The organism is Nocardia canadensis, assembly GCF_032656385.1.
In the GTDB taxonomy this organism is placed as follows: Bacteria; Actinomycetota; Actinomycetes; order Mycobacteriales; family Mycobacteriaceae; genus Nocardia; species Nocardia canadensis.
Map to the genome: position 1 here is coordinate 677,585 of NZ_JAVCWB010000002.1, position 12,804 is coordinate 690,388.

Below are 12,804 nucleotides of genomic sequence, written 5' to 3' on the forward strand. Positions count from 1 at the left end.
CGAACCCCCGGCGTACCTGACCGCTGCCGGGCGTCTGGCGACGACCTCGACATGCTGGCTAGATCCCCCGGGAAATCGGTGGCGGGGTGGGTGCTGTCACGCATCTGTCGATGCGGGCCTATCGGGACGTGCTGTCGATCGGGGCGGTGCGCAATACCGTGTTGCTCGGGGCGTTGGTGCGGGTGCCGCACGTCGCCGCTCGGTCCTGCTGGTCGGCCTGCGGACCACGACGAAGGCGGTCACCGGTCCGTCGCGGGTGAAGCGTCCCCGGCCCCGTAGGAGCCGGGGCCGGGGCGCGGTCGGTGGTCAGCCGGTGAAGGCGTACGGCTGACGGATCTTGCGGGCGAACTCGACGATATTGGTGACCGTGCTGCCGGAGACGCCGACTTCGGCCCCGATGCTGCGCGCGGACCACGACTGATCGGTGAGCTCGAGGATCTCTTCGATCTGATCGAGCGTCAGGCGCAGCGGGCTGCGGTGCGCGATCTGGCGGGCCAGGGCGCGGACCTCGGTGTCGTCGTCGAAGTCGTACTCGTCGATGAGGTCGTCCTCGTCGTGGAGATCGGGCTCGACCGGTTCGGAAAACTGCTCGCTCGCGGGAGCCGCAACCACCGCCGCGACCTTTGTCGGTCGCCTCGTCGAGAGGGCATTCGTCTCGCCCCGCGAAGGTGACTCCGCTTCGGGAGTCACGGCTTCCGGCTCAGCGAGTTGCTCCGCATTGTGCGCCGCGGACTCCGTAGCCTGCTGCTGCGTATCGCGCGCCGCGGACTCCGTGTCGTGCTGCTGTGCGACGCGTGTCGTGGACTCCGTGGCCTGCGGCTGTTCAATGCTCGCCGCTGTCGACTTCGTCACCGGCGCGGTCGTGGACGATCGCTGATCGGCAGAAGGCTGCTCGGCGACGGACGCCGAGTCGAGCTGTGGCGAGACGGTGGTGGCCGCTGTCAGCTGCGGCTCGGGCCTAGAAGCCGCCGCAGGCTTGGTGGACTGCTGTTTCGGTGCGGGCTCGCGCACCGTGCGCCGCTGCGCCGGGCCGGTGTTCGGCAGTTGCTCGGACGTGGGCGAGAGGTCCGGCGTCAGGGTGAGCTGTTCCGGCACATCGACCGGTGCCTGTGGATCGTTGTGCACCACTACCGATTCGGTGGGTGCCGCGGTGTCGCCGTTGCGGTCACGGGCGACGGAGCCGGCGTGCGCCGTCGCCTCGGGAACCGGGTCGGTACCGGTGGCCTCGCCCGCAGTGGCCTGCGCGGCGGCGGTGACCGGTATTCGCCGCAGCGTGGGCACCGCACCGTTGACGCGGGCGTGGTCGCCGTTGCGCCGGTACTCGGCGGCAGCCTTGTGGATCAGCTCGAGGGTGCCGGGCGCGGTCACCTTGTCGGCCGACGTCCGCCGGAGGCCATGAGTGAGCTGACCGCGACCAGCAAGGGTCTCGACGGAACCCGAGTCGACCTGCGCGGCGGCAAGTTCCGGTGCGGCATCCCGCCACGTCGAAGCTTCGGAGTCGGCGTAGTCCATCGCAGTCGTCACCGGTGCGACTACCTGCGCTACGGAAGTCTCCTGCGGTTCGAGCGCACTCGTCTGCGCGGCACCCGCGAGCATCGCGGCCCGCTCCTTGTCGGCGGCAACCCCCGACTGCCCCGTCGCCGACGTCCCCGCGACATCGTTTGCGACCGAGACGGTTCCGTGCCCGACCGCGCCACTGTGTGCGACCGTCACGGTCTCGCGCTCGACCGCGCCATTATGTGCGGCCGCGCCGGTTCCGTGGGCAGCCGCGAGGGCCTCGGCCTCGACTGCAATATCGTGTGCGACCGCAACGGATTCGTTTGTGGCCGCGACGGTGTCGTGCCCGACCGCGCGAGGCATCGAACCATCCTGCACCGCAATACGTTCCGGCCCGCTCGCCGCACCCGAGCTGACTCCCGCCATCGACATCACTCGCTCGGCAGCGGAGTACCCGGCCTCCCCGGGCAATTCGACCGAAGCCCCTTCGATCAGCAACGCGTATCGCGCTGACACCCACGCGTGCAACCAGATCACCACACCCACCATCACCGGCGCGATGGCGTATTCGGCGGCGCGGCCGAAGGATCCGGAGGCCAGGTGGGGTCCGGCGTTGAGGGCGACGGTGGTGCCGAGCAGGGCCAGTTCGAACACCAGGACCTTGCCGCGTTCGAGCTCGCGGCCCCAGCGGGCGGCGGTGGTGGCGGCGACCATGATGGTGATGATCGGGATCGAGATCATCGCCTCGATACCGAAGCTGAGCCAGTACAGCGGGTCGCTCATGTCCCCGCTGGGCACGAGATTGTGCTGGACGTTCACGCCCGCCCAGACCATGCCGAGGATGACGACCCCGATCAGTGCGCGCGAGGACCACTCCGCCCGCCGGTACAGCTGGGCCAGGCGCGCGTCGGCGCTGGAGACCCGGCGCCGGGCGGCCAGGGCCTTGCGGTGCCAGCGGGCGTCGGCCTCGTCGGCGCGGCGGATGAGTGCCCCGGTGCGCCGGTCGCGCTGTTCGGCGGCCAGTTCGTCGGCGACGGCGCGGCGGCGCTGTTTGCGGCGCTGGGCGCGGATCCATTCGGCCAGTTCGCGTTCGGCCCGGATCTCGGCGTCGGAGAGTGCGTCGTAGAGCGCCGTGTCGTGTTGCAGCGGGAGCTTGCCGCGCGCGGTCGCGACCTGCTGTGCGAGTGCCGTGATCTCGGTGTTCGGCGAGCTGACGGCATCCTCCATCGACCGATCGTCGGACATCTGGCGCCTTCCGGTCACTCGAACATATGGACTATCGAACATATGTGTGATTGCCAGAGAGCGTAAACGCCGTCCGCGTCGTGGTCAACGACAACCGGGCGATCGGGGTGGATCTAGGAGAGGGTGCGCTTCTCGTATTTCCCGCGTGCGGACGACCCGGCGACCGCCGCCACCTGGTCGGGTACCGCGCGGCGCAGCACGATATCGCGAAGCCGCTGCGGCAGCAGTCCGGCGAGATGGGTCAGGGGGCCGATATAGCCGGGCAGGGAGACTTCGAAGCGCGGTCGCTCGACCACGGCGAGCACCGCCCGCGCGACATCGGCGGGTTGCAGGAGTTCGGCTGCGCCCGTGGCCGTTCCGACCGCCAATTCGGTGTCGACGACACCCGGCATGATCACCGAGATGTGCACACCCGAGCCCCGGAGTTCTTCCCGCACACCGGTCAGATAGCCGAGCACCCCGTGTTTGGTCGCGGCATAGGTGGATTCGCCAGGAGGGGATAGTCGGGACGCGGCGGAGGCGATGGTGACGATGTGTCCGCGGCGGCGCGTGCGCATCGCGGGCGCGACCAGGCGCACGCCGCGGATGACGCCGTGCAGATTCACCGCGATCATCCGGGTGGTGGCGGTGTCGGGTTCGGTGTCGAACGCGCCGACCCACATCACGCCCGCGTTGTTGACGAGCACGTCGACCGGTCCGAGCAGGGCCTCGGTGGTGGCGAGGAAATCGTGGAACGAGCGCTCGTCGGTGACGTCGAGTTCGCACCCGTGCACCGTTCCCGGCAACTCGCGCGCCGTGGTGCGGGCGGCCGTGCCGGAGAGATCGCCGATGCAGACGCGCGCGCCCGCGACAGCGAACTGTCGCGCGATCTCGCGGCCGATGCCCGCGGCGCCGCCGGTCACCGCGACGACCGAGCCGGCGTGGGTGCGTTTCATCGGCGAAGCCTTTCGATCCAGCGGAAACAGTCTTCTGACATGTCGTCTTGTCAGAAATTGTGGCCTAGTATTCCACGCAGTCGCACAGAAGGACAGACTTCGATGACAGACCAGTCCGCCGATCGCCCCGCGGGTCGGCGGTACTCGGGACGGACCTCTGCGGAGCGAGTCCAGCAGCGCCGAACCGCACTGCTGGATGCCGCGCTCGAACTCTTCGGCACCCAGGGCTACGCGGTGGGCACGGTCAAGCAGCTGTGCGGAATCGCCGGTCTCACCGAGCGCTACTTCTACGAGTCGTTCCGCGACCGCGAGTCCTGCCTGGCCACGCTCTACGACGAGACGACCGCCCAGCTCCGCGAGCGCACGGTGGCGGCACTGTCGAGTGCCGGGCCCCGCCTCGACGATGTGATCACGGCGGGGTTGGCCGCCTTCATCGGGTATCTCACCGAGGACCCGCGCCGCGCCAGAGTGGTGCTGATCGAGGTCGTCGGCGTCTCCGCGCGGATGGAGGAACGCAGGCACGGCGTGCTGCGCGACTACGCCGAACTGGTCGCCGGGCTGTGGGCGTCGGCACGGGCCCAGCCGCTCCCCGAACGCAGCAGACTGACCTGTGTCACCGTGGTCGGCGGCGTGAACCACCTGCTGGTCGACTGGCTGATGGACGGCCGCACCACCCACCCCGACGACCTCGTGACGGTCTGCGCGAATGTCTTCGCCGCCGTTCGCACCACCGACCCGGCCCTGGCCGACGAGCGCTGACTCAGCGCAGCGCGGTGTGCCAGACGACGGCGGCGGCGAGCGCGCCCGCGCCGTTGAGCGACCAGTGCAGGGCGATCGGGGCGAGCAGGCTGCCGCTGCGCCTGCGCAGCCAGGTGAACACCACACCCGCGGCCGCGGTGGCCGCGACGGCGAGGGCGATGCCGATGATCTGGCCGACGAGTCCGCCGCCGACGATCCCGGACAGGCCCTTGTTGCCGCTGGTCAGGCCCAGCGAGGAGGCGATGTGCCAGAAGCCGAACAGCAGCGAGCCCGCCGCGAACAGTCCGCGGACGCCGAGCACCCGGTCGAGGGTGCCGTGCAGGACACCGCGGAAGGCAAGTTCCTCCGGGATCACCGTCTGCAACGGGATGACGATCATCGAGGCGATGAGCGCGCCGGAAATGGTGGCGTACCGGTCGGCGAGGAAGAACGGCCGGGTGATCGGCAGGATCGCGCCGATCGCGACGGCGGTGAGCACGATCCCGACCGCGCCGAGCGCGTAGATCGTGCCGCGACGCCAGTGCCTGGGGGACAGGCCGAGTTCGGCCCAGCCGAGCCCGCGCTTGCGCATCAGCGCCAGCAGCGCGAAGGCCGCGACCGGCACGGTGACGATATTGGCCCACGCGGTGGTGAAATGCGCGATCAGATTGGTGCAGGCCAGCACGACGACGACCACGCCGATATCGAGATAGGCGTGCAGCTTCGGCCGGGGATCGGCGACGGTGGCGGGTACGGGCACCCGACCGAGTGTACGGAAATATCACGGAATGGAAACGGTGCGATGACCGCAGGTCAGCGCGCGATTCCTGGGCGAAACCGGGACCGACCGGCGCTGCGTGTGGTCATCAAGATCGACAACCGGCCCCGGCCTGTGAGCTACTCGACAGCGGTCGCGGACCATCCGGGCAGGTCGGACCAGGCCTGGAGGGTGCGCCTGGTCTCGAACCGCCGTGGCTGTCCGCTGATCGGATCGGTGAATTCGAGCGAGGCGGCCAGCAATTGCAGCGGCCGGGTGTAGTCGTCGACGGATTTGTCGGTGACCACCGGATAGAAGTCGTCACCGAGAATCGGCACGCCGAGGCTGTTCATATGCAACCGCAGCTGATGAGTCCGCCCGGTGTGTGGCCGCAGCCGGTAGCGGCCGAGCCCGTCGCGGTGCTCGACCAGTTCCACCTCGGTCTCGGCATTGGGCTCGCCGGGCACCTCCTGCGCGGCGAGCACCTGCTTCTCCTTGATGATCCGGCTGCGCACGGTCCTGGGCAGTTCCAGTGCCGGATCGTAGGGCGCGATGGCCTCGTATTCCTTGCGCACGGTGCGGCGGTGGAACATCGTCTGATAGGCGCCGCGCGCCGCCGGGTTCACCACGAACAGGATCAGACCCGCGGTGACCCGGTCGAGCCGGTGCGCCGGAATCAGATCGGGCAGGTCCAGGTCGCGGCGCAGGCGGACCAGGGCGGTCTGGAGGATGTGCTGGCCACGCGGGATGGTCGCCAGGAAGTGCGGTTTGTCGACGACCAGGATGTCGTCGTCGCGGTGGACGATCCCGATCTCGAACGGCACCTCGGTCTCGACCGGCAGATCGCGGTGGAACCACACCGCCCCGCCCGGCACGAACGGCGCGTCCGGCGGCAGCGGCCCCGTCAGGTCGACGATCTCGCCGGCCCGCAGCATCTCGTCGATTCGCGCCGGATCGACGCGCGGCAGCCGCTCGACCAGGTGGTCTCGCACGGTCGCCCACTGCCCGTCCTCCGGGAGCCGGAGCCGGGCGGGATCGAGGCCGTGCCGCTTGGGCAGCGGCGGCTGCTGCCTGCGTCGCATACCGCCAGTCTCGTCGGCCCTCAGGCGTGGCGGCGCGCCAGCCCCGGATAGTCGACGATCAGACCGGCCTCGTCGTAGTCCAGCGTCGCCCGGTAGTCGACGCTCGGCGCCTGGTAGTCGTAGCGCTGACCTGCGCCGTCGGTGATCCGCCGATAGTGCTGGGGGAGCCGGCCGACCGCGAGGTCGGCGGCGCGCACGTACACCGCGGGCGCGTCGGCCGCGTCCCCGACCGCGAGCCCGAGCCGGTGCACCGGCAGCGCGTTCGTGCACGCCGACGCCTCGAGGTCGACGTCGAGACAGCCGTCGAGTTCGGGCGCGGGCGCTCCGTCGACCTGCCAGCGCCCGAGCCCGTCGGAACGGAGCGTGAGCGAGCGCCGGGTGTCGGGGTAGCGGCCGGTGATCTGCGCCGACCGGGTGTGCCAGCTGCCGTCGACCCGCAGGCGATAGTCGATCGCCCAGGCGAGACCGTCCTCGACCGCGGTCGCGCATCCTTCGATGAGAACGCCGCGTTCGCCGTCGCGGAAATAGGTCACTTCGAACCCGGTGCGCGCCTGGTGATGCGCCCAGGCGGCCACGGATGGCAGAGGAGTGAACACCAGAAATGATTTCCCGGAATTCTGTCGGCCAATCGTCAACCGGCGCGCTGGTCGAGGACCATCAATTTCGCTTCGACGAGGGTGTGCCGGGCGCGCCTGCGCACCCGGCACAGATCGACGCTGCATTCGAGATGAATCTGCATGGCCCGATGCGCTTGGTCGGGCGTCAGAAGACCGGGATCGATATGGCAGTCCGCAATCGCCGAAATTATTGACGTGACAAACATTTTCGCTCTCCCGCCGTGCGAAAGGATTCGGAGGTAGAGAGGAAATTACGCCCGGAATGTCGAATTGCCGAGGGGGTTGACCGCCAGTTCACACAACCTTCCCCGGTCGGCCACAACCACTCAACTTAGGCTAACCTACCCTTGGCACACTGCTGTGGACAGGTCGAGAGGGCGAGAAGTTATGACGGTGCAGGTAGCGCCGCCGCCGGGGGTGGAGTCGGGGAACCGGCTGCCCAAGGCGGCCGCGAAAGCGCAGAAGCAACAGCAAGCGCGGGCGCGCAAGGAGATCCTGGCGCCGGTGTCGGGAATGCTGACGTCGGCGAGCCTGCTCGTCGCGGTCGCCTCGGTCTGCACCGTCGTGCCGTTCCTGCTGATCGTGCAGGCCTGCCGGGAACTGCTCGAGAGCCCGGTCGACACCGATCGGGTGTGGTGGCTGTTCGGCGCGGCCGTGGTCGTCCTGATCGTGCGCGCGCTGCTGCAAGCCGTCGCGCTGACCTGGTCGCACGCGGTCGACGCCGGGTACCAGCTCACCCTGCGCCGGGCCCTGGCCGACAAGCTCACCCGGGTGCCGCTCGGTTGGTTCGGCGAACGCAGCTCCGGCGAGGTCAAGACCTATCTGCGCGACGACGTGGAGGCGCTGCACTACCTCGTGGCGCACGCCCGGCTGGAGTTCGTCGGCGCGCTGGTGGTTCCGCTGGTCACCCTCGGCTACCTGTTCACCGTCGACTGGCGGCTCACTCTGGTCCTGCTGATTCCGCTGATCGCCTACTTCTTCCTGTTCGGCAAGATCATGGACCGCGACGGCCGCGACCGTCTCGCGGTCTACACCCGCTGGGAGCGCCGCACCGCCGAGGCCACGATCGAATTCGTCGACGGCATCCAGGTGGTGCGGGCGTTCGGCCAGGCGGGCAAGGCGCACACCGAGTTCCAGCACGCGGTCGACGGTCAGGTGCAGGCGGCGCACCGGATGAAGATGCCGATCCTGCGCGTGCAGTCGGCCTCCGACATCGTGGTCATGCCGGTCTTCGTCATGCTGATCGTGGTCGTCGGCGGGCTGGCCTTCGTCGGCCTCGACTGGGTGAATCCGCTCGACCTGCTGCCGTTCCTGCTGGTCGGCTTGGGTATCGGCAGTTCGCTGCTCGGTCTCGGCTACGGCTCGCAGGCGCTGCGGGCCGGTGGCGCCGCGGCGCTGCGCCTGCACGAACTGCAGCAGACTCCCGAGCTCGACATCGTCGCGGCGACCACCGCGCCCGGCACGGGCCAGGACGGCGTCGTCCGCTTCGAAGGGGTCGAATTCGCCTACCGCACCGGCCATGACGTGCTGCGCGGCCTCGATCTCGAACTGACCCCGGGCACCATCACCGCGCTGGTCGGCCCGAGCGGCTCCGGCAAATCGACGCTGGCCAAACTCCTGCCCCGCTTCTACGACGTCGGCGCGGGCCGGATCACCATCGACGGCCGTGATATTCGCGAGTTCACCAGCGAAGAGCTGTACCGCACCGTCGGATTCGTGTTCCAGGACGTGCGCCTGATCCGCGGCTCGATCCGCGAGAACCTGCTGATCGCGCGTCCCGACGCCGACGACGCGGCGATCGAGCGGGCGAGCCGGGCCGCGCAGATCCACGACCGGATCACGGCGCTGCCGCGCGGCTACGACTCCGAGATCGGCGTCGACGCGACCCTGTCCGGCGGTGAGGCCCAGCGCCTCTCGATCGCCCGCGCGCTGCTGGCCGACACCCCGGTACTGGTCCTCGACGAGGCCACCGCCTTCGCCGATCCCGAATCCGAGGCCGCGGTGCAGGACGCGCTGGCCGCGCTCGTGGCCGGCCGCACTGTGCTGGTGATCGCGCACCGCCTGCACACCATCACCGGCGTCGACCGAATCCTGGTGCTGGAGAACGGAACCCTCGTCGAGCAGGGCACCCATGCCGAGCTGCGCGCCGCGGGCGGGCTGTATCAGCGGCTGTGGGAGATCAACGAGGCCGCGCTCGGCACGCTCGCCCTGGTGGAGGAAACACGATGATTCGCAAGGTTTTCCGCCTCGTCCCCGACGAGTTCGCCCCGCTGATCCCGCGCCTGCTCGCCGCCATCGTGCTCCAGGCGCTGTGCCAGGCCATCGCGTATCTGCTGCTGGTCCCGGTGCTGGAAACGCTCTTCGGTGACGATCTGGGCGGCGCCTGGCTGTGGGCGCTCGGCATGGCCGTGGCCGTGGCCGGTGTGGTCGTCTTCGGTTACCTACAGGCTGTACTCGGCCTGCGGATCGGCCTCGGCATGCAGCGTGGCCTGCAGACCCGGCTCGGCGATCAGCTCAACGCGCTGCCGCTGGGCTGGTTCGCCGACCGCGACTCCGGCCCGCTGTCGCGGGTGATGGTCGAGCAGGTCCGCGAGATGCAGGGCCTGATCGCCTACCTGCTCGCCAAGGTGCTCACCGGCATCATCGTGCCGCTGGTGGTCGCGCTCGGCATGCTGTTCATCGATTGGCGGATCGGGCTGGCCATGCTGCTCGCCGCGCCCGTGCTGTACCTGGTCAACAACCTGGCCAACCGCGCCTACACCGGCGCCGATGCCCGCCTGCACACCGCCGCGGCCGAAGCCGATTCCCGGGTGGTGGAATTCGCCCAGGCCCAGCCGGTGCTGCGCGCGTTCGGCGCGGTCGGCGCGGGCAACAAGGCGCTCGACGCCGCGCTGGTCGGTCAGCGCTCGGCGGTGCGCAAGATGATGGTCGCGACCGTGCCCGGGCTGATCGTCTTCGCGCTGTTCGTGCAGGCGGTGTTCCTGGTGCTGGCCTACCTCGCGGTGGTGCGGGTGACCGACGGCGCGATCTCGGCGGCCGCGGCGATCGCGCTGATCGCGGTGAGCTCGCGCTTCATCGAGCCGGTGAACCAGGCCGCCCAGCTGGGCGCGGCCCTGCGGTCGGCCGCCGCGGCCGCCGACCGGATCACCGAGCTGCTGGCCGAGCCGACGTTGCCCGCGCCCAGCGAGCCGGTGACGCCGGGTGCGCCCGCCGTGGTGTTCGACGAGGTGAGCTTCGGCTACCGGCCCGGTGAGCCCGTCCTGGCGGAGCTGAGCTTCACCGTGCCCGCCGGGACCACCACGGCGATCGTCGGCCCCAGCGGCGCGGGCAAGACCACGCTGCTGCGGCTGGCCGCCCGCTTCTACGACGTGAGCTCCGGCGCGGTCTCGGTCGGCGAACACGATGTGCGCGAACAGCCGTCGGAGACGCTGCTCGATCAGCTGTCGCTGGTCTTCCAGAACGTCTACCTGTTCAACCGCTCGGTGGCCGACAACATCCGCATCGGCAAGCCTGCGGCCACCGACGCCGAACTCGAGCGCGCCGCCGTCGCGGCCAGGGTCGACGAGATCGTCGAGCGGCTGCCCGACGGTTTCGACACCCTGGTCGGCGAGGGCGGCGCGTCGCTGTCCGGTGGTGAACGCCAGCGCGTGTCGATCGCCAGGGCCCTGCTCAAGGACGCGCCGATCGTCCTGCTCGACGAGGCGACCAGTGCGCTCGACCCGCACAGCGAGGCCGTGGTGGTCCGTGGCATCCACGAACTGACCAGGGACAAGACCGTTCTCGTCGTGGCCCACCGGCTCTCGACGATCGCGCACGCCGACCAGATCCTGTTCCTCGACGGCGGCCGCATCGCCGAACGCGGCACCCACCAGGAACTGCTCGCGCTCGACGGCCGCTACGCCGCGTTCTGGAACGAGCGGGAACGCGCCACCGGCTGGCGGCTCGAGCCAGTCTCGGTCTGACCCGCCACGACGAGGGCCGTCTCGCTCGACGAGACGGCCCTCGTGTGTGTCAGAAGCCTCGCAGATGGTCCGGGGTGATGTGGATCGGGACCGAGTAGGTGTCGAAGAACTCGGCTTCGGTCATCTTGATGTCGACGAAGCCCTGGGTGTACTTGCGGCTGTAGTCGGCGATCGTGGCGTCCGACACCGCCTCGCCGGCGCGTGCCGTCCCGGTGAACACGACCACCTCGCCGCCGGAGGCGGAGCTGTTGAAATTCAGCGCGACCCGCGGATTGCGGGCGAGATGATGCAGCCGCTTGGCCTCGGGCATGGTGTAGATCAGGAACGTCTCGTCCTGCCACAGGAACCACACCGGGTTCGGCTGCGGGGTGCCGTCGGCGCCGATGGTGGTCAGCCAGAGAACGTGCTCGTCGGCCAGGCGCTGGACGACCGTGGCGCCGAAGGGTGTGCTGTCGTCGAGAACGGACACGGCGTACTCCTCGCGGGTGTGGGTTCCGTACTGCGTTCCGCTGTCCACCTTCGCCGAAATCGCCCGCCCCCGCCACCACGTCTGGTCAGCGCGGCACCGGACCGCCCGTGACCCCGGCATGACCGGCGGCGGCGCCGACCTCGGCGTGTCGGCCCAGCAGGAACGGGGTGAGGATGTCGTTGGCGGTGCGCTGGGTGTCGGCCGGGGTACGTGATCCGCCGACGATCCTGGTCGCCACGAAACGCACCGGGGCGGCCAGGAATTGGGGCACGTCGGTGAAGCTGTAGTGGTCGGCGTCGCCGAATTCGTAGCGGAAGCCGGGGGCGCGAAGCCGTTCCAGCACCGCGCGATTGCCGTCGAGATAGCGCTGGGAATGCCCGGTCACGGCGTGGTCGCTCTCCAGCAGCAGCACCGGGCGATCGAGGGCGCGCTCGGGCAGATCGCCGTAGAGGGTGCCGTCGAGATTGGCTGCGGCGGTGAGCCGTGAGTCGGCGGCCACGGCCGACAGCGCGGCGGCACCGCCGAGGGAATGTCCGATGGCGGTGAGGTTTCCGAGGTCGACATGGCCTTCCAGCGGGCCGAGGACCTCGGGCCGGGCGAGCTGGTCGAGCACGAATCGCAGGTCGGCCGTGCGGGTTTCGAGACGCTCGGTCATGTAGCGGAGGGCATCGGGGTCGTCGGCGGCGATGTTCTCGACCGTGGTGGCCACCGTGCCGTCGGCGAGTTCGGTCACCGCCGACTCGTAGGGATGATCGATCGCCAGCACTAGGAAGCCGCGACTGGCCAGGTCGGCGACCAGTCCGGAGTAGAAGGCGCGCGGCGCGCCGTAGCCGGGGGAGAACAGCACCACCGGCCAGCGGTCCCGGTCCGGCGACACGGCGACGTCGGCGGTCGCGTGGGTGTCGATCCGGGTGTCCGCCAGCAGGAATCCCGGAATACCCGACACCTTCGACGGCAACCGGTCCTGCCCGTCGAGATACACCCACTGGCGACCGGACGAGACCTCGGTCGGATACCACGCCTGGACGACCACATTGCGCCGGTCTTCCTCGGCGGCGGTCGCCGGCTCGGGCCGCCGCTCGTCGACCCAGCGGAAGATCTCCGACCCGACGGCGTACGGTCCGGTGGGTTCGGGCAGTTCCGGCGCGGGCGGCACCGCCCACGGCAGGATCGCGAGCACGGCCAGCGCGCCGATTCCCGCGCGGAACCACGCCCGCCGCCGCGCTCCGGCGACATCGGTCAGCACGAACGCGAGCATCAGCGCGATCAGCAGGTAGAGCGGCCACCAGTGCCAGGAGCCCGCGAGCACCCACAGCAGCAGCGCGCCCAGGATCAGCACCGGCAGCGCGAACGGCGCCACGCGCCTGCCGAGCCGTGGCGACGCGACCAGCGTGATCGCGAGTGCCACGGTGGCGACCAGCAAGACAGCATCGATGACGGACACGGCGCTCGTTTCGATCCGGACGGCTCGGGCGTTCCCGACTTGTCCGATCAGCTTGCCG

11 protein-coding genes are annotated in these 12,804 nt (G+C 69.8%); 4 read left to right on the forward strand and 7 right to left on the reverse strand.

Going from position 1 to position 12,804, the window contains the following annotated elements; all coding sequences use genetic code 11:
• Positions 1-306: 306 nt before the first annotated feature.
• The gene (locus tag Q7X29_RS06375) at positions 307-2,742 is read right to left on the reverse strand and encodes a hypothetical protein (RefSeq protein ID WP_316573511.1); all 2,436 of its coding nucleotides are present in this window, start codon (positions 2,740-2,742) and stop codon (positions 307-309) included.
• A 113-nt stretch (positions 2,743-2,855) separates the two neighbouring features.
• Positions 2,856-3,677 (reverse strand): SDR family oxidoreductase, encoded by an 822-nt coding sequence (locus Q7X29_RS06380; protein ID WP_316573512.1) that lies wholly within the window; start codon positions 3,675-3,677, stop codon positions 2,856-2,858.
• Between the two features lie 102 nt (positions 3,678-3,779).
• Here Q7X29_RS06380 and Q7X29_RS06385 point away from each other — a divergent pair, with 102 nt between their 5' ends.
• Positions 3,780-4,436 (forward strand): TetR/AcrR family transcriptional regulator, encoded by a 657-nt coding sequence (locus Q7X29_RS06385; protein ID WP_218719400.1) that lies wholly within the window; start codon positions 3,780-3,782, stop codon positions 4,434-4,436.
• Between the two features lies 1 nt (position 4,437).
• Here the strand turns inward: Q7X29_RS06385 and Q7X29_RS06390 are convergent, their stop codons facing one another.
• The 3 genes from Q7X29_RS06390 to Q7X29_RS06400 form a co-directional block, all read right to left on the reverse strand.
• Positions 4,438-5,175, reverse strand: a complete 738-nt coding sequence (locus tag Q7X29_RS06390; protein WP_316573513.1) for a CPBP family intramembrane glutamic endopeptidase — start codon at positions 5,173-5,175, stop codon at positions 4,438-4,440.
• 137 nt (positions 5,176-5,312) lie between these two features.
• The gene (locus Q7X29_RS06395; RefSeq protein ID WP_218719402.1) at positions 5,313-6,254 is read right to left on the reverse strand and encodes an RluA family pseudouridine synthase; all 942 of its coding nucleotides are present in this window, start codon (positions 6,252-6,254) and stop codon (positions 5,313-5,315) included.
• Positions 6,255-6,274: 20 nt separating this feature from the next.
• The gene (locus tag Q7X29_RS06400; protein WP_316573514.1) at positions 6,275-6,829 is read right to left on the reverse strand and encodes a putative glycolipid-binding domain-containing protein; all 555 of its coding nucleotides are present in this window, start codon (positions 6,827-6,829) and stop codon (positions 6,275-6,277) included.
• A gap of 26 nt (positions 6,830-6,855) precedes the next feature.
• On the opposite strand from Q7X29_RS06400, the gene Q7X29_RS06405 reads away from it, so the two are divergent.
• The 3 genes from Q7X29_RS06405 (at position 6,856) to Q7X29_RS06415 (ending at position 10,833) form a co-directional block, all read left to right on the forward strand.
• A complete protein-coding gene (locus Q7X29_RS06405; RefSeq protein WP_316573515.1) occupies positions 6,856-7,065 on the forward strand; it encodes a hypothetical protein in 210 nt (69 codons plus the stop codon).
• 193 nt (positions 7,066-7,258) lie between these two features.
• Positions 7,259-9,100 (forward strand): ABC transporter ATP-binding protein, encoded by a 1,842-nt coding sequence (locus Q7X29_RS06410; protein WP_316573516.1) that lies wholly within the window; start codon positions 7,259-7,261, stop codon positions 9,098-9,100.
• Positions 9,097-10,833 (forward strand): ABC transporter ATP-binding protein, encoded by a 1,737-nt coding sequence (locus Q7X29_RS06415; protein WP_316573517.1) that lies wholly within the window; start codon positions 9,097-9,099, stop codon positions 10,831-10,833. The genes Q7X29_RS06410 and Q7X29_RS06415 overlap by 4 nt, the downstream gene beginning before the upstream one ends.
• A gap of 49 nt (positions 10,834-10,882) precedes the next feature.
• On the opposite strand, the gene Q7X29_RS06420 is transcribed toward Q7X29_RS06415, so the two are convergent.
• Both Q7X29_RS06420 and Q7X29_RS06425 read right to left on the reverse strand, forming a co-directional pair.
• On the reverse strand, positions 10,883-11,302 hold the full coding sequence (locus tag Q7X29_RS06420; protein WP_316573518.1) for a TIGR03667 family PPOX class F420-dependent oxidoreductase: 420 nt from the start codon (positions 11,300-11,302) through the stop codon (positions 10,883-10,885).
• 85 nt (positions 11,303-11,387) lie between these two features.
• Positions 11,388-12,746: an alpha/beta hydrolase family protein gene (locus Q7X29_RS06425; RefSeq protein WP_316573519.1), complete on the reverse strand. Its 1,359-nt coding sequence runs from the start codon at positions 12,744-12,746 to the stop codon at positions 11,388-11,390.
• Positions 12,747-12,804 lie beyond the last annotated feature (58 nt).